At 41.4% G+C, this 22383-nt stretch carries 19 protein-coding genes; 10 read left to right on the forward strand and 9 right to left on the reverse strand.

The window, feature by feature from the left end; genetic code table 11:
- Positions 1 to 103: 103 nt before the first annotated feature.
- Together HWQ42_RS32930 and HWQ42_RS32935 are read left to right on the forward strand one after the other, a co-directional pair.
- A complete protein-coding gene (locus tag HWQ42_RS32930) occupies positions 104 to 2086 on the forward strand; it encodes a primary-amine oxidase (RefSeq protein ID WP_292819655.1) in 1983 nt (660 codons plus the stop codon).
- Between the two features lie 263 nt (positions 2087 to 2349).
- Positions 2350 to 2919, forward strand: a complete 570-nt coding sequence (locus tag HWQ42_RS32935; protein WP_292819658.1) for a peptidylprolyl isomerase — start codon at positions 2350 to 2352, stop codon at positions 2917 to 2919.
- A 207-nt stretch (positions 2920 to 3126) separates the two neighbouring features.
- Here HWQ42_RS32935 and mutS read toward each other — a convergent pair whose 3' ends face one another.
- Both mutS and HWQ42_RS32945 read right to left on the reverse strand, forming a co-directional pair.
- Positions 3127 to 5739, reverse strand: a complete 2613-nt coding sequence (mutS, locus tag HWQ42_RS32940; protein WP_292820263.1) for a DNA mismatch repair protein MutS — start codon at positions 5737 to 5739, stop codon at positions 3127 to 3129.
- A gap of 347 nt (positions 5740 to 6086) precedes the next feature.
- A complete protein-coding gene (locus tag HWQ42_RS32945; RefSeq protein ID WP_292819661.1) occupies positions 6087 to 6554 on the reverse strand; it encodes a tellurite resistance TerB family protein in 468 nt (155 codons plus the stop codon).
- Between the two features lie 430 nt (positions 6555 to 6984).
- On the opposite strand from HWQ42_RS32945, the gene HWQ42_RS32950 reads away from it, so the two are divergent.
- On the forward strand, positions 6985 to 7542 hold the full coding sequence (locus HWQ42_RS32950; protein ID WP_292819664.1) for a hypothetical protein: 558 nt from the start codon (positions 6985 to 6987) through the stop codon (positions 7540 to 7542).
- Here HWQ42_RS32950 and HWQ42_RS32955 read toward each other — a convergent pair.
- The gene (locus HWQ42_RS32955) at positions 7539 to 8069 is read right to left on the reverse strand and encodes a hypothetical protein (protein WP_292819668.1); all 531 of its coding nucleotides are present in this window, start codon (positions 8067 to 8069) and stop codon (positions 7539 to 7541) included. The genes HWQ42_RS32950 and HWQ42_RS32955 overlap by 4 nt on opposite strands.
- A 203-nt stretch (positions 8070 to 8272) precedes the next feature.
- A complete protein-coding gene (locus tag HWQ42_RS32960; protein WP_094349357.1) occupies positions 8273 to 8878 on the reverse strand; it encodes a VTT domain-containing protein in 606 nt (201 codons plus the stop codon).
- 268 nt (positions 8879 to 9146) lie between these two features.
- Between HWQ42_RS32960 and HWQ42_RS32965 the strand changes: the two genes are divergently transcribed.
- Both HWQ42_RS32965 and HWQ42_RS32970 read left to right on the forward strand, forming a co-directional pair.
- On the forward strand, positions 9147 to 10460 hold the full coding sequence (locus HWQ42_RS32965; protein WP_292820266.1) for a cytochrome P450: 1314 nt from the start codon (positions 9147 to 9149) through the stop codon (positions 10458 to 10460).
- An 8-nt stretch (positions 10461 to 10468) separates the two neighbouring features.
- A complete protein-coding gene (locus tag HWQ42_RS32970) occupies positions 10469 to 11209 on the forward strand; it encodes a hypothetical protein (protein WP_292819673.1) in 741 nt (246 codons plus the stop codon).
- Here the strand turns inward: HWQ42_RS32970 and urtE are convergent.
- A complete protein-coding gene (gene urtE / locus HWQ42_RS32975; RefSeq protein WP_099101646.1) occupies positions 11172 to 11870 on the reverse strand; it encodes an urea ABC transporter ATP-binding subunit UrtE in 699 nt (232 codons plus the stop codon). The genes HWQ42_RS32970 and urtE overlap by 38 nt on opposite strands.
- A 518-nt stretch (positions 11871 to 12388) precedes the next feature.
- On the opposite strand from urtE, the gene bchE reads away from it, so the two are divergent.
- Together bchE and HWQ42_RS32985 are read left to right on the forward strand one after the other, a co-directional pair.
- The gene (gene bchE, locus HWQ42_RS32980) at positions 12389 to 13981 is read left to right on the forward strand and encodes a magnesium-protoporphyrin IX monomethyl ester anaerobic oxidative cyclase (RefSeq protein ID WP_292819676.1); all 1593 of its coding nucleotides are present in this window, start codon (positions 12389 to 12391) and stop codon (positions 13979 to 13981) included.
- Positions 13982 to 14130: 149 nt separating this feature from the next.
- Positions 14131 to 14298: a hypothetical protein gene (locus HWQ42_RS32985; RefSeq protein WP_292738588.1), complete on the forward strand. Its 168-nt coding sequence runs from the start codon at positions 14131 to 14133 to the stop codon at positions 14296 to 14298.
- Here the strand turns inward: HWQ42_RS32985 and HWQ42_RS32990 are convergent.
- A complete protein-coding gene (locus HWQ42_RS32990; RefSeq protein WP_334813387.1) occupies positions 14270 to 15916 on the reverse strand; it encodes a calcium-binding protein in 1647 nt (548 codons plus the stop codon). The two genes, HWQ42_RS32985 and HWQ42_RS32990, sit on opposite strands and share 29 nt — an antisense overlap.
- A gap of 924 nt (positions 15917 to 16840) precedes the next feature.
- On the opposite strand from HWQ42_RS32990, the gene HWQ42_RS32995 reads away from it, so the two are divergent.
- Together HWQ42_RS32995 and HWQ42_RS33000 are read left to right on the forward strand one after the other, a co-directional pair.
- Positions 16841 to 17203: a hypothetical protein gene (locus HWQ42_RS32995; protein ID WP_292819679.1), complete on the forward strand. Its 363-nt coding sequence runs from the start codon at positions 16841 to 16843 to the stop codon at positions 17201 to 17203.
- 102 nt (positions 17204 to 17305) lie between these two features.
- A complete protein-coding gene (locus HWQ42_RS33000) occupies positions 17306 to 17710 on the forward strand; it encodes a hypothetical protein (RefSeq protein WP_292819682.1) in 405 nt (134 codons plus the stop codon).
- Between the two features lie 22 nt (positions 17711 to 17732).
- Here HWQ42_RS33000 and HWQ42_RS33005 read toward each other — a convergent pair whose 3' ends face one another.
- Together HWQ42_RS33005 and HWQ42_RS33010 are read right to left on the reverse strand one after the other, a co-directional pair.
- Entirely contained in the window at positions 17733 to 18428 is a 696-nt protein-coding gene (locus HWQ42_RS33005) for a pentapeptide repeat-containing protein (RefSeq protein WP_292819685.1), read from the reverse strand.
- A gap of 164 nt (positions 18429 to 18592) precedes the next feature.
- A complete protein-coding gene (locus HWQ42_RS33010) occupies positions 18593 to 19381 on the reverse strand; it encodes a tryptophan-rich sensory protein (protein WP_292819688.1) in 789 nt (262 codons plus the stop codon).
- 136 nt (positions 19382 to 19517) lie between these two features.
- Here HWQ42_RS33010 and hisD point away from each other — a divergent pair, with 136 nt between their 5' ends.
- Positions 19518 to 20798 carry a histidinol dehydrogenase gene (hisD, locus tag HWQ42_RS33015; RefSeq protein WP_292819691.1) on the forward strand — a complete coding sequence of 427 codons (1281 nt, stop codon included), beginning with the start codon at positions 19518 to 19520 and terminating at the stop codon, positions 20796 to 20798.
- 111 nt (positions 20799 to 20909) lie between these two features.
- Here hisD and HWQ42_RS33020 read toward each other — a convergent pair whose 3' ends face one another.
- Positions 20910 to 22283, reverse strand: a complete 1374-nt coding sequence (locus HWQ42_RS33020; protein WP_292819694.1) for an alpha-amylase family glycosyl hydrolase — start codon at positions 22281 to 22283, stop codon at positions 20910 to 20912.
- Between the last annotated feature and the right edge of the window lie 100 nt (positions 22284 to 22383).

Raw genomic sequence — 22383 nt, forward strand, 5'->3', positions numbered from 1 at the left:
GTTATTTTATTATAATTAATTTCGCTTTAGCCTCTTAATTTATCGGTTTTCAATCTTAGGTTTGGAAATAGGTAACTATAAGTCTTTTGTAAAAATGTAAAAGATGATTAAGCGGCTAAAGCGTTTTTTGTGGCTATCTATTGCGATCATTTCCGTCATTTCTATCTCAATCGGATTAATGGAAACATTGATGGCTCAACAGCCTTCGATTTCTCATCCTCTCACTTCGCTAACTGAGGTAGAAATTAGCACCGCTGTTTCGGTTATCCAAAGAGAAAAAACTTTGAGCGAAATGGCAGCTTTTCCACTTATTGCCTTACAAGAACCAGATAAAGAAGAAGTTATAAATTTTACACCTGGTAAAGTTTTCCAGCGAAAAGTGTTTTTGGTAATCTATGAGCGATCGCAAAACAAAACTTTTGAAGGTATTGTTGATTTGAGAAGCAAAACCTTAAGTTCTTGGAAAGAAATACCGTCAGTTCAACCTGCGATCGTTAATTCAGAATATGAACTAGCAACTCAGGTAGTTAAAGCCGATCCCCGATGGCAAAGAGCAATGCAAAGGCGGGGAATTACCGATTTCGATCGAGTCAAAATTAGTTGGTGGGCACCAGGAATTCTCAGCGAACAGGAAGAAGCAACAGGTAATCGTCTTTGTCGCGGCTTATCTTACTACAAAGGCAAAGGCTGGAACTATTACGGTAGTCCCATCGAAGGAGTCTTAGCAACAGTCAATTTGAACACAGGTAAAGTTGCCAGTTTTATTGATAGAGAAAACGTCCCTTTCTCTAAAGAAAATTGGAATTATGATGTCAAGTCCTTGGGCAAATTACTGTCACCACTCAAAGCATTGAAAATCCTCCAACCTGATGGTACAAGTTTCCAGATCAAAGACAATGAAATTAGCTGGCAAGGTTGGAAGTTTCGCTATTCAATGCATCCTCGTAATGGATTAATGCTGTATCAAGTGACGCATAATGACGGGGAAAATATTCGACCAGTTTTATACCGTGCTAGCCTCTCAGAAATGGTAGTACCTTATGGCGATCCTAAGCCTACTTGGTCATTTAGAAATGCCTTTGATGTTGGAGAATACAACTTAGGTCTACTAGCAAATACGATGGAATTAAGTAAAGAAATTCCCGAAAATGGCTTGTTGCTAAATGCTGTATTTGCTAATGAGCAGGGAGAACCTTATCAAATACCAGGGGTTATCGGTATCTACGAACGCGATAACGGAATGCTGTGGAAACACTCTGAGTATAATACTCAGCGTAATGATGTCCGTCGCAGTCGAGAATTAGTGATGAAGATGACGGTAGCCATTGACAACTATGATTACAGCATCAATTGGATCTTTCACCAGGATGGGACTTTGGAAGTCCAAAATGAATTAACAGGTATCGTACTGGCGCAGGGAACGGCTGCTCAAAAGCAATCTGACGATGATTCTTATGGTCGGTTAATTGCTAAGAATATCTTTGGAGTAAATCATCAGCACTTTTTCAACTATCGCCTAGATTTCGATGTCGATGGTCAGGCGAATTCTGTAATGGAAATGAATGTGAAAGCTTTGGCGATGGATGAGAAAAATCCTTTAGGAAATGCGATCGCACTTTCAGAAACCTCACTAGCCAAAGAAACTGCTGCGGTGCGTGATTTGGATATGAAAAGCAGTCGGGAGTGGATGATTGTTAATGCAGACAAAAAGAATGCTTTAGGAACTGCACCTGGATATATGCTGATGCCTGGAGAAAATTCTATATTTTTCCCTGTAGAAGGCTCGAAAATCCGTCAACGGGCAGAATTTGCGACTCATCACATCTGGGTAACAAAATATAAACCTACTGAACTTTATGCTGGGGGCGATTATCCCAACCAAACTCAACCCGGACAGGGTTTACCAAAATATATCTCAGACGATGAGTCCTTGCTGGGTGAAGATATCGTACTGTGGTACACAATGGGCGTAACTCATATTCCGCGATCGGAAGATTGGCCGGTAATGCCTGTTCACCGAGTTGGCTTTAAGCTAGTCCCTAGAGGATTCTTTAGCCGGAATCCAGCGATAAATTTGCCAGAGTAAAATATTCGTTTTCTAAAGTTTCCTTGGTTCAGTTTTTTCGTAATCTCTAAACCTGTAATATTATGTCCGCTTGATTACTTATTAAACCCGAATCACCCCACCCCGCTAAAGCTACGCTTTGTCTCCCCTCCCCTTACCAAGGCTGGAGGTGGGTTGCAATGGCTGTGGAAATCATAACTAATTATGTGGATATGAGATAACTTGAATGCTGATAAGCTTATCGTAGGTCAAATACTGGCTAGTTTTCATTCATAGGATAGCTCATGAATTTTCCAGAAATTAATATTCCCGGTGATGGAACACTGCACGCTCGTTTAATTACTTCCTTGGGTGAAATTGTAGTTCGTTTGGAAGAAGAGCGAACCCCCAACACTGTCAAAAATTTTGTCGGTCTAGCAACTGGAACAATCGACTGGAAAGACCCTAAAACTGGTCAATCTGGTAAAGGAACTCCAGCTTACGATGGGGTTCGCTTTCACCGGGTCATCCCTGATTTTATGATTCAGTGTGGCGATCCTCTGAGTCGTTATCTAGATACAGCCAATCGATGGGGTACTGGTGGCCCAGGATATCAATTTGAGGATGAGTTTCATCCAGAATTGAGACACACTGGTGCAGGTATCCTGTCGATGGCTAATGCCGGACGCGGTACTAATGGTTCGCAATGGTTCATTACAGAAGCACCAACGCCTCATCTTGACAACAAACATAGTGTTTTTGGTGAAGTTGTCCAAGGTCTAGATATAGTTAGCAAGATTGCTAATGTGCCTACAACTAGAGATCGTCCGAATCAAGAAGTGGTGTTACAAAAAGTAGAAATTTTTCGGCAGTAATTAACACCTCGGTTTGTAGTAAGCACTTTAGTGTTTAGAAAATAAGGACTAAAGTCCTTACTACGAACTTGCTTATACCAATTCTGTATGAAGATGCACAGAATATTAAACGAACCGCCAAGTACGCCATCGCGTAGCGTCTCGTTAGAAAAGAGCGCCAAGAATAGCGAGTTACTCATTTAGTGCAGCTTCACATTAAATTTGGTATTACCCATCGAGATTTTGCAGCCCCATCGCAATCTTACTGTGTTTTTCAATTTGCCCCATCACTTGTTTTGCGCGTTGAATAACTACGGCTGGTAAACCTGCCAATCTTCCCGCTTCAATTCCATAAGACTTATCAGCACCTCCTGGTTGAACTTGGTGCAAAAAGATAATTTGGTCGGGTAATTCTTTCACTGTCACCTGATAGTTAGCCACATTCGGTATAATGCTAGCCAGTTCATTTAATTCATGATAATGCGTGGCAAAAATTGTCCGTGACCGAATATCAACTGCTATATATTCTGCCACCGCCCAAGCTATGGAAAGACCATCAAATGTGGCTGTCCCGCGACCAATTTCATCTAACAATACCAGCGACCTAGATGTGGCATGGTTGAGAATATTTGCGGTTTCATTCATTTCCACCATGAAGGTAGATTGACCAGTCGCTAAATCATCTACTGCACCGACACGGGTGAAAATGCGATCGCATATTCCCAATCTAGCAAACCTCGCTGGTACAAAACTACCAATCTGCGCCATTAACTGAATCAATCCCACCTGACGCAAATAACAACTTTTGCCACTCGCGTTTGGCCCAGTCAGAATAATTAAGTCAGGTGCGGGAAAACTCTCCTCCTTCTCCTCCGCGTCCTCCGCGCCTCTGTGGTTCGTTTCCTCACTTCCCAATTGCGTCGAATTCGGCACAAAGAAACCCGCAGGTAAAGACTGTTCCACCACAGGATGACGACCATCAACAATGTTAACCTCCCTTCCTGGCAACATTTCGGGACGACAGTAACCTTGATGCACCGCCAACTCCGCTAAACCACACAACACATCTGCCGCCGCCACTGCACGAGATAAATTGCGAATTACTTCCGCCTCTTGCGCTACCTCTTCTCGCAACGCCGTAAAAATCTCATATTCCAACTGATTTAAATCATCCCGCGCCGTCAGAATCCGCGCTTCTCGTTCCTTTAAATCTGGGGTGATATAACGTTCCTCATTCGTCAGAGTTTGCTTGCGGATATAGTTAGCGGGTACTTGGTCAGCTTTGCTGCGGGAAATACTGATATAGTAACCAAAGGTTTTGTTAAATCCTACCTTCAGTGTGGAAATTCCTGTTTTAGCTCTTTCATCAACTTCCAAGTTGGCAATCCATTGCTGGTCTGCTTCTACAGTCGCCTTTCTTTCATCCAACAGGGGATTTACACTAGGGCGAATTAATCCGCCTTCTTTAATTAATATGGGTGGCGACTCTACAAGATGTGCGTGTAACTTTTGTGCCAATTCTTCCAACACACTTGGTACTTTCTGCAAAGCTTTCAGGAAGGGAGAACGTGTCTCAACTACTAAGTTGGATAATTCCGGTAAACGTGAGAGGGAATCTGCCAAAGCTACTAAATCTCTAGCATTCGCTGTACCAGAACCCGCCCTTCCTGTAAGACGTTCCAAATCATAAATTTGGCGTAATAAATGCCGTAAATCTTGACGCAGGGGCGTATTTTCCATCAATTCTTGAATGGTATCTTGCCGCGCCCGAATGCCTTTAATATCGAGTAGCGGTTGCAACAACCACCGCCGCAAAGCCCGCCCACCCATCGCTGTACTAGTTTTATCTAACGCCCAAAGTAGGGAACCGTGAAAAGTGCCATCCCGAACGGTTTGGGTAATTTCCAGATTACGGCGGGTTTGATTGTCAACAATTAAGTAGTCAGTGACAGTATAGCTGCGGAGTCTTTGAAGAGTGACTGGGTTTTCTTTTTGAGTATCTTCCAGGTATTCCAGAAGACCGCCGGCCGCACGAACGGCGAGGGGAAGATGATCGCAACCGAGTCCTTCGAGCGATCGCACCTTAAATTTCTGCAATAATCTAGGTCTAGCTTCACCTTGAGAAAAGGGAAGTTGCGATCGCAAACTATAACAAAATGATGGTGGCAAACACTCAGGAAGATGTGGCGAAGTTTCTCCCGGACGCAGCAAACTACCTAAATCGGGCGCATTTGTCGGAACTAACACCTCTGAAGGTTGTAAGCGCATTAATTCTTGGGTCAAATGTTCTAAATCGCTACCTTGAGTGGTGAGAAATTCCCCTGTAGAGATGTCTGCATAGGCTAAACCCCAATGATTTGCGGCAATTACTACTGCTGCTAAGTAATTATTGCGACTGGATTTGAGCATTCCTTCTTCTAGCAAAGTGCCGGGTGTAAGAATGCGCGTTACTTCCCGCCGCACCAATCTCCCAGCAGCTTCAGAAGCATCTTCCACTTGGTCACAAATTACTACTGCGTAGCCTTTTTCTACTAACATCGTCGCGTAGCGTTCCCAAGCGTGATGCGGAACACCAGACATCGCCACCCGTCCTTGTTCCCCAGCTTGCTTACTAGTGAGAACTAATTCCAATTCTTGCGCTAGTTTTACAGCATCTTGGAAATAGCATTCAAAGAAATCTCCTACCCGATACAGCAATACCGCGTGAGGATATTTATCCTTCGTCTCGACATAATGCAAGTACATTTGACTTAGCTTACTGCGATCCACCTGTAGATGGTCAGAAATAAAAGTACTTGCGTCGGGTTTGGTAGATGGAGTTTCGGAGTGAGAGGCGGTCATAGATGCTATCGAGTTACGCACGGAAATTCCACAATATCTGATGATAACGTGATGTGAAAGTTGAATGGCGATCGCTCAAGGATATTTTACTTTTATGGGAAAAATGTTAATTTTGATACAATGCAAAATTCCCAACTTCTTCATGAAGTCGGGAATCTGAACAACTTAACTCAAACAAAATTATTTCATCTTCTAAATTTAGCAACCCCAAATTAAAGATGGTAGATGACTGATACCAATTTGAAAAATGATTGCGATAGATGGAAAACTGAAACACTTATCCAATGGATGTTTCACAATCCAAAATCTAAAATCCAAAATGGTATGAGGTTGCAAGTCAAAAAATATTACTCCTCTTCTTCCTCTTCTTCTTCTTCTTCTCCGAACACTTCGTCTATAAGTTCTTGTGCGCGTTCGTCTGAAATATTTAAGGCTTCTTGAAGTTCAGAGATATAATCTTGTTCGTTTTCGGGTACTTCTTCGTCAATCCCTACTACTAAAATAGCTGTGATGTATGCAGCTTCACGATAACCTCTATTGGGTAAGGATTCGATAGACTGGGCGATTAAATCTTCTGGTTCTTCTTCTTCAATCAAGCTGACGACTTTTTCGGTCAATTCTTCAAAGTCTTCTTCAGAGTAATCTTCAAATAAGTCAACCCGACCGAGAAATTCACTCAAAGCATATTCTTCTGTGGAAGAAATACCTTCACCATCAGCCGCAGCGGAAAACAACCCCAGAATTGCGATCGCAACTTCTGGTTCTAGAGCAACTGAACTAACACTACGACCTTTGGGCAACTTGCGTTTAGACATAATTATCCTCTAAAAGTTACGTGATATTTCAGGAAGTAATACCTTATGGTGTATAATTCTTCCTCGATTTATGATTCCCAAAAGAATGCAGAAATATATATTGGGATGAATCTTTTTTTCATAAAAAATACGCAGAGAGTATATTCATCTGGGTATAAAAACGGTTAGATTACCTTAAGCGATCGAGGTTTTTAGTACTTGTGTATGCTAAATCGCACCAACAATAGATGGAAAAACTCGACTTCAACAAAACTTAATATTGTTGTAATTTAGACCGTGGGCGGATAAGAGTTGTTAAATTGTATATTGGTATTGGCTGATTAATTTTGTCTTTATTATTCCCAGCGATCGCTTCATCTGTTAAATGCGTATTTTTATACTAAATCTGGGTATTACAAATAAGTACTTTTGATCAAATAGGTTTTCAAAGATGATTTTAAGCTTTAGAAATACTAGTGCTGTGTGTGCCGTATTTTTATTAATCAGTGTCAGCAGCTTTCACAAGTCAGCCATAGCCAATATAAACAACCAGTCCCAATTGATAGCACAGCAGAGTAAAACTCAGTCACACCCAGTTTTTAAATCTATTCTGCCTAAATTAAAGCAAAAAACTCAAATTCGGATTCTTTTACCAAAGTTCATTCCTGAGTCGGATGGGGAAAATCCAATTTACGCAACTATAGAAGCTGCTACGCAAAAAAAGTATGATATTTTACTGGGTTATAGTCCAGACTGTAATGGTGCTTCTGCCTGTCGTTTAGGCGTTGTTTCTGCTGAAGCCATAACCCGTAAAACACCGAGCCTGACTGGGAAACGTGTATCCTTAGCTAAGGGCATTACTGGTTATTTTGTAGATTTTACTTGTGGTGCTGGTTGCTCAGATGCTACCTTGACTTGGAGACAACAGGGTGTGCAATATGTTTTTGGATTAAAAGCAGGCGATCGCACTTTTTTAGTAAAAATGGCTAATTCTGCGATTAATCCCTAGCTAGCGTCATTTGATTGTACTTCCCAGCGAAACAGCCGTGGCAATTGAGATACATCTATAGCGTAGTTAACAATCCACAGCACTAATTCAAAAATCAATAAATATCGTACCCACTGCAACTCGCTTGTAGAATCCAAAAGTGTCAAACCCTCATACAACTGCCAGAAGCGGTAAGGGAGATATATATAAGGAACCATCACCCAGACGACATTTTGCAACTGCCTGAGTGCCACGCTTTCAGAGATGATTTGCAACCCGAATACGATAAAATACCAACCAAGCACAGTTAGGACCGTGCGATCGCCCCACCATACACCCCACAATAGGATAACCACTAATGGCGGCACTACTCCTAGCAGTATCACTGAGCCAAACCAGATTTTATACCAACCGGGAAATGGTAAAGGTAGAGTATAAGGCTTGGTGTTTTTCCACCCCCAGTTCACAACCACAATAAAAAGTGTAGCAATTAGGAAAAAGAGGAGATTTTCTAGGAACAGATAGAGGTTGATGTTTAAGGAAGTCACGTCGCTTCTCTTCGAGACGGCAAGGGCGAACACTCCGAATTCAAAATTCAAAATTCAAAATTCCCATAAATAAATTTAGTTGCTCTGTATCCTTTTGTTTGTCGCTCATGAGGGTATCATCAAGCTCTGATGTTTATGGCTTCAGTAAATCAATATACTTGTCTCTACAATAAAACATCTACTAAAGAGCTACAAAAAATATTTCAACTTTTGTTTGCTCTATTTTCTTGTACCAAATGAATAATCGATGGTACTAAAGAAATAACTATAATTAATCCAATAATCGGTAACAAATACTTATCTACCTGTTCAGGTGGCAGAGATTTTCCTAAGAAAAACCCTAATAGGGTAATGCCAAATGTCCAAAGAAAGCCACCAATTAAGTTGTAAGACATAAATGTGCGATAATGCATTGCACCAATCCCAGCCACGATGGGCGCGAAAGTCCGTACAATGGGTAAAAAGCGTGCTAAAACAATCGTTTTTTTACCGTGCTGGTGATAAAAGTTTTGAGTTTTCACAAGATGTTTTTTATGAAACAGCCATGAATCTTCCTTATTAAATAGTCTTCTGCCAAATTTATGCCCAGTCACATAGCCAACATTGTCACCTAAGACTGCACAAATAAAAGCACCAATTATTAGAACCCAAATGTTCAATAAATTCTGAGATGCAACAAATCCAGCGGTGAACAATAAGCTATCCCCAGGCAGAAAAAAACCAATTAACAAGCCAGATTCAGCAAATACAATCGCCCAGACCCCAAAATAGCCGAGTGATTTAATCAGTTGTGGTAAATCCAAATGCATAGAATTTTTACTTTTCAACAATAGATCCACAACATCTTAACGTTCAGCAATTTTATTGAATAAAAAGTAATATTAAATTTCTGTAAATTTATTATGTAATCTTAATAAATGTAATGACAGATGACAGGTTTTGGGTTATTGGTACAAGAGATAAAGATATTTGAAAGTACTAAGAATATTTTGGGGTGCTGCGATGCCTACGGCGAGCTTTGCTAACGCAGCAGAGTTGGAATATCGTGTTAACTTTTTCATAGCTACCCTTAGAGATATGAAAAGTCATCAAATTCCTCCTGGAAGCTTTGGTATACCTGTATTAGGTGAAACACTCTCCTTTCTTTTCGACCGCGATTTCGCTAAAAAGCGCTATCGCCAGTATGGGCCCATCTTCAAAACTCATCTTCTTGGCAGACCGACTGTAGTGATGGTCGGGCCGGAAGCATTAGAGTTGGTTTTGTCAAGCCAAATGGAGAATTTTTCTTGGCGCGAGGGATGGCCTGATAATTTCAAGACATTACTGGGTGAATCACTTTTTCTGCAAGATGGAGAAGAACACCGCAGAAACCGCCGCTTGATGATGCCGGCATTGCATGGCCCAGCATTGGCGAATTATGTCTCCACAATGGAAGATATTACACGTAGTTATCTGCAAAAGTGGCAGAAAAAACAGGAGTTTACTTGGTTTCCAGAATTTAAACAGCTGACATTTGATATTGCTAGTCAATTGCTGTTGGGTACGCGTCCTGGGCCTGAATGCGTGCGCCTGAGCGAGTTGTTTACAACCTTGACCAATGGGCTGTTTGCTATTAACCCGTTGCCCTTACCATTTACTACATTTGGTAAAGCTATAGCCGCTCGTAATCAGATTTTAGAACATCTAACTCAAGTTGTCAGAGAACGCCAGCAAAACCCAACAAAAGATACCATCAGCTTGTTAATCCAAGCTAGAGATGAAGATGGTAATAGCCTCAGCGAAAAAGAACTCATTGCCCAAGCGGTGCTGTTACTCTTTGCTGGACATGAAACTACTACTTCGATGCTGACTTGGTTGTGTGTAGAGTTAGCCCGTCATCCAGAAGTACTCGAAAAAGCAAGAGTTGAACAATTGCAACTTGCAAGTAAAGGTGACTTGGATTTAGAACAATTGGGGAAAATGCCCTATTTAGAGCAGGTTTTATGGGAAGTTGAAAGATTGCATCAACCTGTTGGAGGCGGGTTTCGTGGCGTAATTAAAGACTTTGAGTTTAAAGGTTATCAAGTTCCTGCTGGTTGGCAGTTATACTATTCAATTGGAGTTACTCACCGAATTGCAGAAATTTATTCTGAACCAGACCTGTTTGAGCCAGACCGTTTCAGTCCCCAGCGCCAAGAACATAAAAAGTATCCTTTTAGTTTAGTTGGTTTTGGCGGTGGGCCACGCATCTGTATTGGCCTAGCCTTTGCCAAAATGGAAATGAAGATTGTTGCTGCTCATCTTCTACGCAATTATCATTGGGAGATATTACCCAATCAAAGTTTAGAGGAAGTTGTGGTTCCCACTAATCGCCCTAAAGATGGGTTGCGAGTTAGATTTCAACCTCGGTAAAATGTTTTATGACATCCCAAATAAACATACATTTGACTAACGGAGTTTTACAACGCTTGCAAAGTGTGAAAGATTTTGTGGGTGGAAGTGTTAACTCTCTAAGTAACTCAGCACAACAAGCTGGTGAGTCTTTGAAGACAACAGCCACTACAACAACTGATAAAGCAATTGATACAGTTACGACAAGCTTAGAACAAACTTGGCAAACTGCTGATAAATTTAAGAGTACAACATCGGGCGCAGTTAAAAATGCGATCGCATCTTCTGCAAGTGATTGGTTGACACAACATCCAATATTTTTTAGGTTAGTTCAAATACTAGGTTGGGCGACTAATCACCCAATTATTAGTGTAGTAATTTTGCTGTTTGCACTTGCTCTACTTTGGAGCATCATCAAAGCAATTGTCCGCTTAATTGAAACCGCTAGTTGGTCAATACTCAAAGTTCCGTTCAAATTGCTTCAGGCTTTGATTAAAGTTAGTTTTCAATCCTTAACTAAAGTTGGCAGTTTTGCTGTTCAACAAATCACAGACTCAAAAAAAACTGATAATCTACCAGCTTTACTACCTGAAAATTTTCAACCAAAGAAACAACAGCGATTAGCAGAAATTTCTCATCGCTTGGAAGCAATTCAAAAGGAACAGCATGAGCTTTTACAAGAAGCAGCAGACTTGATTGCTTCTGATACTATTGATATAGATATCTCCAAAATTAAACAGCTAAAAAGCGCTGAATCACATCTTGGCTAAGTTCGGTGGTGGAACCGGAGGCGACAATACCACCTTTTTGCATGGCGTAATAGTAATCAGCCTGACGGACAAAGTGTAAATGTTGCTCTACTAATAATACCGAAATACCTGTAGTTTCGACGATGCGACGGACTGCGGCTTCAATTTCTAGGATGATGGAGGGTTGAATACCTTCGGTGGGTTCATCTAAGACGAGTAATTGAGGTTCTCCCATTAAAGCACGTGCGATCGCTAATTGTTGCTGCTGTCCTCCACTTAAATCACCACCCATCCGCGAAAGCATGGTTTTTAACACCGGAAATAAGCTAAAAACTTCCTCTGAAATTTCTGCTTTTTTTACTGGTTTGCGTCTAGCTTCCAACCCCAGCAGTAAATTTTCTTTAACTGTCAACCGAGGTATAATTTCTCGCCCTTGGGGAACATAACCAATTCCCAACTTTGCCCTTTGGTCTGGGGATTTGGAGTTGATTAATTCTTCAGCTAAATTAATAGTACCGCTGCGGGGTTTGAGTAAACCCATGATAGTTTTGAGTAAGGTCGTTTTTCCGACACCATTGCGTCCAATTAGGCAAACCATTTGCCCCGATGGTACGCTCAAATCTACGTTGCGGAGAATATGGCTTTCGCCGTAATAAACGTTGAGGTTAGAAATTTTTAGCATAAAAGAATTTTTAATTGTTTAGTTTTGATATCAAGTCTCTAACTGGCGATTCCTTTATTAAGAAATAATTAACCGCAGTTCATTAGAAGTCTGATTAATCCCTTATGATACCTGATTGCAAATGCAACTCAGTAGAAGGTTTATGAAGATTAAGTTTTGAGAAAATTTCTTTGTCATCAAGGTTGCATAGCTGTATAGTTATGTAGTGAATTAATTTAAATGGTAAAAATAATAATCGTAAAATAACAAATTTTTACCAGCAATTCAATTGGTAGGTTTTTGCATATTTATTTCATCTCGATTAGCAAGAATTTATCCATCAGTCTTTCTTTGTTTTTATTTTGATTTTTGTGTTGTTTAAGGCAAGATATTTTCAATTGTTGATTCCTCTAGTACAACACGGCAGAAATAAACCAATCATTCCAAATCAACGAAATCCTTATGCTGTATTCATTTTTAATGTTTAATTTTTAATTCCGCCTTGCGGTACTAGTCTAGTAAGAATTAGGAGGTAGATTATGCGGATTATGATGATTCAACCCAATTATCATTCTGGTGGTGCAGAAATTGCTGGTAATTGGCCACCTTCTTGGGTTCCTTATGTTGGTGGGGCATTAAAGACGGCTGGCTTGAGCGATATTTGCTTTATTGATGCCATGACTGATGATATTCCAGATGATGCTTTAGCAAAAACGATCGCCAAACATCAGCCGGATGTCGTATTGGCAACAGCAATCACGCCGATGATTTACCAATCTGAAAAAACCCTGAAGATAGTTAAAGAAGTTTGCCCTCAAGCCAAGACAATTATGGGTGGGGTTCATCCTACCTATATGTACAATGAAGTTCTCAATGAAGCTCCTTGGGTAGATTACATTATTCGCGGAGAAGGAGAAGAGATTACAGTTAATTTGCTGAATGCGATCGCTAATGGTACAGATCGTACAGAGCGCCGCAATATCTTAGGCATTGCCTTCTTAGAAGATGGGCAAGTTATCGCTACACCAGCCCATCCCCCGATCGCTGATTTGGATACCCTTACCCCAGATTGGAGCCTATTAGATTGGAATAAATATATCTATACTCCCCTCAACGTGCGAGTGGCGGTTCCCAACTATGCGAGAGGATGTCCCTTCACCTGCCGTTTCTGTTCCCAGTGGAAATTCTGGCGCAAATACCGTTCTGGCACTCCCAAGAAATTTGTCGATCAAATAGAAATCTTGGTGAAACAGCACAAAGTTGGTTTTTTCATTCTTGCCGATGAGGAACCAACCATTAATAAACCTAAATTTATTGACCTATGTAACGAGTTGATCGAACGCAATCTGGGTGTTTATTGGGGAATCAATACACGGGTAACAGATATATTGCGGGATGAGCAAGAATTACCTCTTTACCGGAAAGCGGGATTGGTTCATGTTTCCTTGGGTACAGAAGCAGCTGCACAGTTGAAGTTGAATTTGTTCCGTAAAGAAACGACTATTGAACAAAACAAGCGGGCAATTCAACTGTTAAAGCAAAACGGCATGGTTGCTGAGGCTCAATTTATTATGGGTTTGGAGAACGAAACCCCAGAGACGATTGAGCAAACCTATCAGATGGCTTTGGATTGGCAAACAGACATGGCTAACTGGAATATGTTTACTCCTTGGCCATTTTCCGAGTTATTTGAAGAATTAGGCGATCGCGTAGAAGTTCGGGATTATTCCCAATATAACTTTGTCACCCCAATAATGAAACCAGATGCAATGGAACGGGAGGATGTTCTCAAAGGAGTACTGCGAAACTATGCCCGTTTTTACCTCCGCAAAACCATTGAGTATTGGTTTGTTAAAGACCCCTTTAAACGCAAGTATCTTTTAGGTTGCTTGAAGGCTTTCGTAAAAACCACTCTCAACAAACGTTTCTACAACCTTAAACGAGTTAAGTACAAAGGTTTACACACCGAAATTGAGCTAGGTTTTGATGAATCGAAGATTTTCACCCGCGAACAAATCACGCAACAAAAGCAAGAACATCCAGAACTGGTGGCGGATATAAATTTTACAGGCAATATTTCTGCCTGCGGCGCACCCAATGATCTGACACAAGTCGAGCAAGAACAAGTTTAATTGTGAATTCTGAATTCTGCTGTATTATCTCACGCCGTGTAAAACTTTATCTCAAACCTAACCCCCAACCCCTTCCCTACAAGGGAAGGGGAGCAAGAATCAAAGCCTCTCAACCTTTCGGGGAGAGGAATGGAAGTGGGGTTCCAAGAATGAGTCGCACATCGCATTATCTCTGCAATAATCGCGATCGCTTAACAAAATGGCTTGCATTAAATAATCGAATGCGAGACGCTAAAACTATCACCTCGCAAACCTTACCGCTTGGCAATCAAAGAGCGCTAATTCTGATTAAACAACCACAAAATTGTTTACGCTGACTGACAAACCAGTAGATAGTTGGGCAAATTTTACCTGAGTAAACCCAGACGCACTGCCATCAAGGTCAAAGAACAGTCCACCTGTAGCACCGTTATAGATAAATCGTTGATTGCTTGTCGTTGCAGATGTTCCGAGGGTAAACTGATTTGTCTTAAGTGAACCTAGCGATAACCCCCCGCCAAAGCCAGCAGCCGATATCTGAATCAGTTCATTAGTCGCGTTGAAGTCATAAATACTGTCAACACCTTTATTGTAAGTATTGAAAACAAAGGTATCTCTATCAGTGCCTCCATAGAGGATGTCATTACCAAAGCCACCTATAAGGGTATCATTCCCACTACCACCATAGATTGTGTTTTTGCCAGAGGCGCTAGAGGCAGAGATATAATCATTGCCCGCGCCACCATCGAGTAAGTTATTACCTTTTGAATTAGTAGCATCCAAGTTATCGTCCCCAGTGCCACCATTAAGAGTGTTTTTTCCAGACGAGCGAGAATCGTATGTGATGGAGGTGTCGCGGGGTGAGTACGGGTCGTTGCTAGGAGTGTATTTGAAGTAGCCAGAAATAGAGAGATAATCATTGCTATCACCCCCAGAGAGCAAATTATCGCCTGTTGAACCGCCAGCACTCAAGGTATCCTTACCTGCACCACCGTTGAGGGTGTTCTTACCAGACGAGCGAGAGTCGTAGTTGCCGTAGTTACTTCCTTCGTAGTAGCCAGAGATGGAGAGATTATCATTGCCATCATCCCCAGAGAGCAAATTATTGCCTGTTGAACCGCTAGCACTTAAGTTATCGTCACCTGCGCCACCGTTGAGGGTGTTCTTACCAGACAACCGAGAGTTGTAATCGTAGTCTGGGTAGCTAAAGCTCCGGTAGCCAGAGATGGAGAGATAATCATTGCCATAGCCTCCAGAAAGCAGATTATTGCCAACAAGGGAGTCATTAGCCGTACCACCAATAAGGGAGTCATTACCCGTACCACCAATGAGGGTATCATTACCCGCACCACCTCGCAGCAAATCGTTTCCACTCAAGCCATCGATTTTGTCATTACCGCCTTGACCATTAACTACATCATTTGAGTCCTCTAACCCCGTAATGTTATTGTTGAGATCATTGAGGAAAGTTACTGTGTTCTTAATGCCCAGGCTAGTATCAGTAGAGTTGGAATCGAGGACATTAAAGCTGTCAGTGATGCTATTTTGCCCGTCAAACAGGATATTACCAAGTGCTGGTTTACCTCCAGAAGCTTTCAGATTCTCCAAGTTTTCTAGTTTGAAGTTTTCCAGGATAACTAGGGTATTAGCATTCCCTTCAAAGGAGATTTCCAGATTGTTGCCATTCTGAAGCAGCAGTAAATTTTGAGCAGTTAATCCTGTACCCTGGAATTTGATGGTGTCTACTTCAGCAATAACTGCTGCTGTCGGGTTAGTTCCTTTACCTATGCCACCAAAATCAGTGATTGTATCAGTGCCGTCACCCAAGTTGTAAACAAATTTATCCTTGCCACCGCCACCAGTTAAATAATCATTCCCAGTACCACCAATGAGAGTATCATTCCCAGTACCACCCTGTAGTATGTCGTAGCCGCTGGTTCCAATGATATTTGCCATAATTTTTACCTACCTGATTCCATTTTTTCAGTAATTATCAGTTCTTAACCTTGAATTTGGTGCTGTTTTTGGGCACAAAATACTTACCGAAGTTGACGTATACCTTAAGAATTAGGAGCAGTAATATTTATCAAAGATTTACCCTATGAAAAGGCTTTTCAGTAGTACTGATTTTTTCTCAACCTATCTAAGTCGAATGGCACTGTACAAATTAATCAGGGTGTAAATTCAAGTCAATAGTTAACTACTGAGAAATAATGAGATTTTTATACCCTCCTTCTGAGAAATTCTGTGTGCATATCTACCTTGAAAATACAGAATACCTAAATAACCTAACACTAACCATATACTACCGTATTTACTTAGATGTGTTTGCTTAAAAACACATCTAAAGCATATTCTTCACATTAGACTTCTTGCATGAATCCCTTGCCCTCACCCTAAATCCCTCTCCCAAGCTTGGGAGAGGGACTTTAAATTTGGCTCCCCTTCTCCCAAAATTGGGAGAAGGGGTTGGGGGATGTAGCAAGATCCCGCAGGGTAGCCGTTGATTGAATTCGGGTAGCCGTTTATTGAATTCGGGCAGTCGTTTATTGAATTCGGGTAGCCGTTGATTGAATTCGGGTAGCCGTTTATTGAATTCGGGCAGTCGTTTATTGAATTCGGGTAGCCGTTGATTGAATTCGGGTAGCCGTTGATTGAATTCGGGCAGTTGTTTATTGAATTCGGGTAGCCGTTGATTGAATTTAGACAACCCCCGGTAATTTACATAAATCCATTCAATATATTTGTCATAAATAAATCAACACATACTGAATTATGCGGGTGTCAAATAACCCTAAATCTGTTTATCCTAGTGCTGTACAGTTCAGGGTAGAAGTCAGTTTTTATCCTGACGCATTATTAATAACAAGAAAGTGATTTATGTCACGTCCAAAACGCGGGTCTAAAGTAATTGATAAAGCACAGCGTCGGATTGCGGCTTTGAAATCGATCAGTCCCACCTTAGACTTAGGCAATGGGGTAACAATTGACTCCTTTGCAACCGTCATCAAAACAACGCAAGACAAGTTGGAAGCTTATAACTCAAGCCTCTCCACCGTGGATCTGACTCAGGGAGCCTTAGAAGTTGCCGAAAAGTCGCTGATGGAACTAACAGAACACATGTTACTCAGTGTAGCTGCGAAGTATGGCAAGAATAGCGATGAGTACAAAATGGCGGGGGGCGTTCGTCGAAGCGAACGCAAACGTCCGGTGCGAAAGCCTAAGCAAGAGGCTATTGTTTGACAAAGACGCTGTTCGATGCTCGTAAATGGCTACAGTGTACACACAAGTTATGGAATCACTACCAGTCATTGAATTACCCCTCCCTAACCCTCCCCGTATGTATTGGGGGAGGAAACTAGATTTTCCGGTTTCCCTCCAAGCAAGGTTATTGTCACTGAAAAACCCCGTCCTTATCAAGAAGGCAGTTTTGCAACAGATGGCTCTATTAACCTGAGTGCCTATGCCAGTAATATCTCTGTTCAAGTCAGTAATAGCTTTAGCGTTACATGGGTTGGGACACTCAAACCAAAATATGCTAGATGCTTTGCTTCTGCTGGAATGACTAAGGTTGATGGGCAAGACTATTCTGGAAAGATTAATTATTTACGGATGCACTTTGTTAAAGGTAAAGTTTACTTTATCTTAGATTTGGCTGGTGGCTCTGATGCTAATGATTATCCCCTAGTTGTGCTAAAAAATAGTTTAAAGAATGGCAATCCTACTTGGACTTGGGGTGGAACTGACTAGAGGTAATACCGGAGTCCGGCGATTATTGTTGAGCAAAAGCCAAGTCACTTTCAATTAACTTGGCATTTGTTAGGTTAGCCCCACTCAAATTGCACAAGTGAAAATTTGCCCCTCTTAGGTCTGCTAGTGACAGATTAGCTCCTGTTAAATCTGCACCAGTGAGGTTGACTTCACTTAAGTTAGCACTACTTAGGTTAGCCCCCTGAAGTGAAGCTTGTTGCAGGTTTGCCTCGCTTAGGTTTGCCCTCATCAGGTATGCTTTACTCAAGTCGGCTCCACTTAAATTAGCTTGACTCAGGTCTGCTGCTGTTAAATCAGCTTTACTTAAATTGGCTTGACTTAAGTCCGCCCAACTCAATGAGCCATAACTTAAGTTAATTTCACTCAGCTTCGCTGATGCAAGTACTGCACACCTCAAATTAGCATTAACAAAATTCCTTTCTCCGATTGCATAACGGCGTAAAATTGCATCAGTTGTTACTCTGTCTAAAACAGCTTTTGATGCACCTTGATAACACCATGTAGCTTGTAGTAGTTTGGCAGCAGTGTTAACAGCTACCTCATCACTAGAAGTCACAATTACACCATTGCAGCCATCCCATTGACCGTTAAGCATCAGGGCAATCTCATTAGCGGCAGCAAGTGAGTCAAATAGTAAAACAGATTCTTTATGCCGTTTTAACCAGTTATTCCAACCAATCGAGAGAATATTTTTCATTTCTATAAATTTTGGCCTTTTCAGACGATTACGGCTCTAACTATCTATTCTGGCTAATAACAATCAGAATGGTGTGTGTAACAACCGACCATTATTATGCGTGCTTAACGAACGCTTGCTGAAAGTTCTCTCTTGACCGACGCTGGGCGAGTAAGTTATCACACTTAAATATGTTCTTGTTGGGTGCGTAAGCGGTTAATCGTAGCGGTTAAAACTAGGATAATTGCCAAAACCAATACGGTATTTCTGAGCATTGAGTTATCAAAGTGTTTAAGTGCGATCGCTATTAATGCCCAGACTGTTACTCCTGTATAAGCGATGTCTCGACGCTGGATGACCATAACTGCTGCAACTGCTGTTGCTATCAATACCATGATGAGAGTCCAGATTACAGCAGAAATTCCCCAACCGTTCCACCCGTGAAAATCCAAGGCACACGCTACATTGACAATGGTCGCCACGCTAATCCAGCCTAGATAAATACTAATCGGAAAGTGAATACACCATTTTTTTAGCCGAGGTACACGCGATTTGCCAATTTCTAACTGCACATAGATAGCAATCAGGGGCAACAGAATCAAGAGCATTGCAATGATAGAAAGAGCAAAAAGCCGAGACAAAAATAGATATACCCAGATGCTTTGAGCAATACAGGCGATCGCCAACAGATAACCTGTCTTACGTAAATCAGGCTCATGTCGTTGATTAGGTAGAGCTTGGTATACCCCAAAAGCAAACAACCCCAGGTAAATCAGCCCCCAGATAGCGAAGGCGTAATTGGCAGGGATAATCAGGACATTTTTAAACAAAGTATTGGAAATTTCCCCGATGCTAAGTCCATTGAGTGGAAAAATATTCGATACTACGTTGATAAAGAAAGCACCAAAGATTGCAGCCAAAGTAACAAGCTGCCGCCAAAGATCCCGGTAATTGCCTCTTGTAGACTGCTGCATAGGATGTTAACTCATAATCTTTTGTGCTTTTAGCTTACATCTGAAAAAGAGTGATGGATATAAACCACAGTCATATCTAGCAAGTTAATCAGGAGTTAAACTAATTATTGACCTCACTGCTTTTAAGCTACTGTCCATGCAGCTACTTCAAACTACCGACAAAGATTTTTCTGTCAAATTCAAAACCCTTGTAAGCGATCGCCGGGAAGTTACAGTTGATGTTAGTGGGACAGTACGCGAGATTCTAGCTGATGTCAAAGTGCGTGGTGATGCCGCAGTCAAGGACTATACTAGCCGCTTCGATCGCAATAATCTCCAGTCTTTGCATCTTAGCGAAACCTTTATTGCCGAACACGCCGCCCAATGTCCTGCCGATGTCTTGGCGGCGCTGGAATTTGCTGCTGAGAGAATTGTGGCTTTCCATCAAAAACAACTACCGCAAGATATTGGCTACACCGATGCAGTGGGGGTGAAACTGGGATTGAATTGGGTAGCGCTGTCGCAAGTGGGAATTTATGTACCAGGGGGACGGGCTAGCTATCCGAGTTCTTTGTTGATGAATGCCTTACCAGCCAAAATTGCTGGTGTTGAAAGAATTGTCATGACAGTACCGATGCCTGGCGGTGAGATTAATCCTGTCGTATTGGCTGCTGCTCAAGTTGCTGGTGTTACAGAAATATATGGCATTGGTGGGGCGCAAGCGATCGCAGCATTAGCTTATGGTACAGAAAGCATTGCCCCAGTGGATAAAATTGTTGGCCCTGGTAATGCTTATGTTGCTGAAGCCAAGCGTCAAGTCTTTGGCACTGTTGGCATTGATAGCATCGCTGGTCCTTCAGAAATTTTAGTGGTAGCCGACAGCCAGAACAACCCAGATTGGATTGCCTGGGATTTACTTTCGCAAGCAGAACACGATCCTAGTGCCCAGTCAATTTTAATTACTGATTCCGAAATCTTCGCGCAACAAGTAATCAAGGCTGTTGAAAAAATTCTTGCCGATTTACCCACCAGAGAAGTCGCCAGTGCAAGTTGGCAAAATTATGCAGCCGTGATTCTGGTCAGTGATTTAGCCGAGAGTATACCACTGCTCAATCAACTAGCTCCAGAACATGTGGAATTGTGTGTAGATAACCCGCAACTCCTTGCCAATCAAATTAAGTGTGCCGGCAGCGTGTTTTTAGGACGCTATACTCCAGAAGCGATTGGCGATTATTTAGGAGGCCCCAACCATGTACTGCCAACTGCCCGTTCTGCCCGCTTTGCCTCTGGTTTGAGTGTTTACGACTTTCTCAAACGAATTACTTTTTTAGAATGTGACAAACAATCATTACACACAATAGGCAAAGCAGCTGTCACCTTAGCAGAAGCAGAAGGTTTGCCAGCCCATGCAGGTAGTGTATCTGTACGCTTGCAATAATGATTTATCATCACCAAAACGCAATAAATCGCCGTCAAGACGAAAGACTAATTATTGTAGAGACGGCGATTCATCGCGTCTCTTGCCTTGCCTAAGAGCAGGAGGGAGCATCTACATTTGACATTGATTAAAAGGTTCTCGAATAAAATAGAGTGCATCGCGTTTTTGAACTTCCATACCGCCTCTATTCCAGCTTCCCCAACGAGTTATAAATTTTTTCTGGCGATCGCGACGTTCAATAGCAACAGTAAAATTATTACGGAGTTCTCGATAACATCCATCCAAATTCGTCAAGGTCAAATCTAGTGCTGGGATATTAAATTTATTCTCCCCTTTATTGACAACAAAGAATCCTTCACTGCCTCGCTCCATTAGTAATACAGTCGGACTATCAATTGCTGCTAAAACATTTTCTTTGGTATTTTTTCCTTGAGTTCCTCGTTGATGCATAATTTGGCGGAATTTGACACCATATTTGATAAAAGCAGCATCTCTATTATCCCAGTTCAGTATTAAAGGAGTGCCACTTTCTCTCGCCAGGATATATGCTGTTGCGAGGAAAGAGTCAGAAGGATCGCTATAGGGGTTAATGGCATTGGAATTAATCTCGCGGATAGTATCGTGATTTCTGCCAAAAGTGACACTACGCGGATCGTTTATGGCTGTGGGAACTCGCAGAGAACGCAAATCTCCACCAAAGCTGAAGGCATTTTTCATTGAATTGTAGAGAACAAAATCTGTGACAGCAGCAATCCAGTTATAATTTTCTGCACTGGTGTCGCTATCTGTGATTACCTCAAGATAATTCCATGCTTTTCCTTGACTTTGTTGATCCACATAGCTGATGTACTCTTTGACAACATCTGCTGGGATATGCTTGGCAGCATCAAACCGAAATCCATCAATCCCTAAATCTAGCAATTTTTTTAGATGAGCTTTTTGAATTTTTTTAACATTATTGGTAAATCTCAATTCAGGAAGTCCACCTAACCAACAGTTAATTTCTGAATCTCTGTTGTTATCACTATAATTAATGTTACAAGATTTTTTTCCTGGACGGTTTGAGTCCGAATTAAAGTCATTGATAGAAAGGCCTGGAAATTTAGTTAAATCTTCAAAATCATCATTGCCATCTAAATTAGCCATGTGATTGAAAACAACATCAGCAATCACTTTGACATTACAATTGTGGGCTTGACTAATAAGTTTTTTTAAATTGAAGAGTGAACCTCTACCTTCGATAATGCTGTAGTCTACAGGTTGATAGCGTGCCCACCATTCTGGAGCAGGATTAGATTTTTGGGCTGGAGAAATTTGAATGTGAGAATATCCTTGCTTCCCTATTTCACAGACAAACTTTTCAATATCAGTGTACTGCTGATTAAATGCATGAAAAATCGCAGAAGGTTTTTCTCCTGCTGATGTCTTAATCGGGTAAATACAAGTTGTGCAGATTACAACTGCACAGATGAAAATATTTTTCATCAAAGATATTACTCCTAAACCTTACCGTGTTTTACTATGCCATAAAATTTCCTGGGAAAACCTCTAATTCTTCTTTGTCGATTTCTGCGATCGCTTGTCC

The organism is Nostoc sp. JL23, assembly GCF_017115065.1.
Taxonomy (GTDB): Bacteria; Cyanobacteriota; Cyanobacteriia; order Cyanobacteriales; family Nostocaceae; genus Nostoc; species Nostoc punctiforme_A.

What these genes read in the sequence shown, in the direction of transcription:
- HWQ42_RS32930 (WP_292819655.1), top strand. Translation starts at nt 104, where the DNA reads ATGATTAAGCGGCTAAAGCGTTTTTTGTGGCTATCTATTGCGATCATT.
- HWQ42_RS32935 (WP_292819658.1), top strand. Translation starts at nt 2,350, where the DNA reads ATGAATTTTCCAGAAATTAATATTCCCGGTGATGGAACACTGCACGCT.
- mutS (WP_292820263.1), bottom strand. Translation starts at nt 5,739, where the DNA reads ATGACCGCCTCTCACTCCGAAACTCCATCTACCAAACCCGACGCAAGT.
- HWQ42_RS32945 (WP_292819661.1), bottom strand. Translation starts at nt 6,554, where the DNA reads ATGTCTAAACGCAAGTTGCCCAAAGGTCGTAGTGTTAGTTCAGTTGCT.
- HWQ42_RS32950 (WP_292819664.1), top strand. Translation starts at nt 6,985, where the DNA reads ATGATTTTAAGCTTTAGAAATACTAGTGCTGTGTGTGCCGTATTTTTA.
- HWQ42_RS32960 (WP_094349357.1), bottom strand. Translation starts at nt 8,878, where the DNA reads ATGCATTTGGATTTACCACAACTGATTAAATCACTCGGCTATTTTGGG.
- HWQ42_RS32965 (WP_292820266.1), top strand. Translation starts at nt 9,147, where the DNA reads ATGAAAAGTCATCAAATTCCTCCTGGAAGCTTTGGTATACCTGTATTA.
- HWQ42_RS32970 (WP_292819673.1), top strand. Translation starts at nt 10,469, where the DNA reads ATGACATCCCAAATAAACATACATTTGACTAACGGAGTTTTACAACGC.
- urtE (WP_099101646.1), bottom strand. Translation starts at nt 11,870, where the DNA reads ATGCTAAAAATTTCTAACCTCAACGTTTATTACGGCGAAAGCCATATT.
- bchE (WP_292819676.1), top strand. Translation starts at nt 12,389, where the DNA reads ATGCGGATTATGATGATTCAACCCAATTATCATTCTGGTGGTGCAGAA.
- HWQ42_RS32985 (WP_292738588.1), top strand. Translation starts at nt 14,131, where the DNA reads ATGAGTCGCACATCGCATTATCTCTGCAATAATCGCGATCGCTTAACA.
- HWQ42_RS32990 (WP_334813387.1), bottom strand. Translation starts at nt 15,916, where the DNA reads ATGGCAAATATCATTGGAACCAGCGGCTACGACATACTACAGGGTGGT.
- HWQ42_RS32995 (WP_292819679.1), top strand. Translation starts at nt 16,841, where the DNA reads ATGTCACGTCCAAAACGCGGGTCTAAAGTAATTGATAAAGCACAGCGT.
- HWQ42_RS33005 (WP_292819685.1), bottom strand. Translation starts at nt 18,428, where the DNA reads ATGAAAAATATTCTCTCGATTGGTTGGAATAACTGGTTAAAACGGCAT.
- HWQ42_RS33010 (WP_292819688.1), bottom strand. Translation starts at nt 19,381, where the DNA reads ATGCAGCAGTCTACAAGAGGCAATTACCGGGATCTTTGGCGGCAGCTT.
- hisD (WP_292819691.1), top strand. Translation starts at nt 19,518, where the DNA reads ATGCAGCTACTTCAAACTACCGACAAAGATTTTTCTGTCAAATTCAAA.
- HWQ42_RS33020 (WP_292819694.1), bottom strand. Translation starts at nt 22,283, where the DNA reads ATGAAAAATATTTTCATCTGTGCAGTTGTAATCTGCACAACTTGTATT.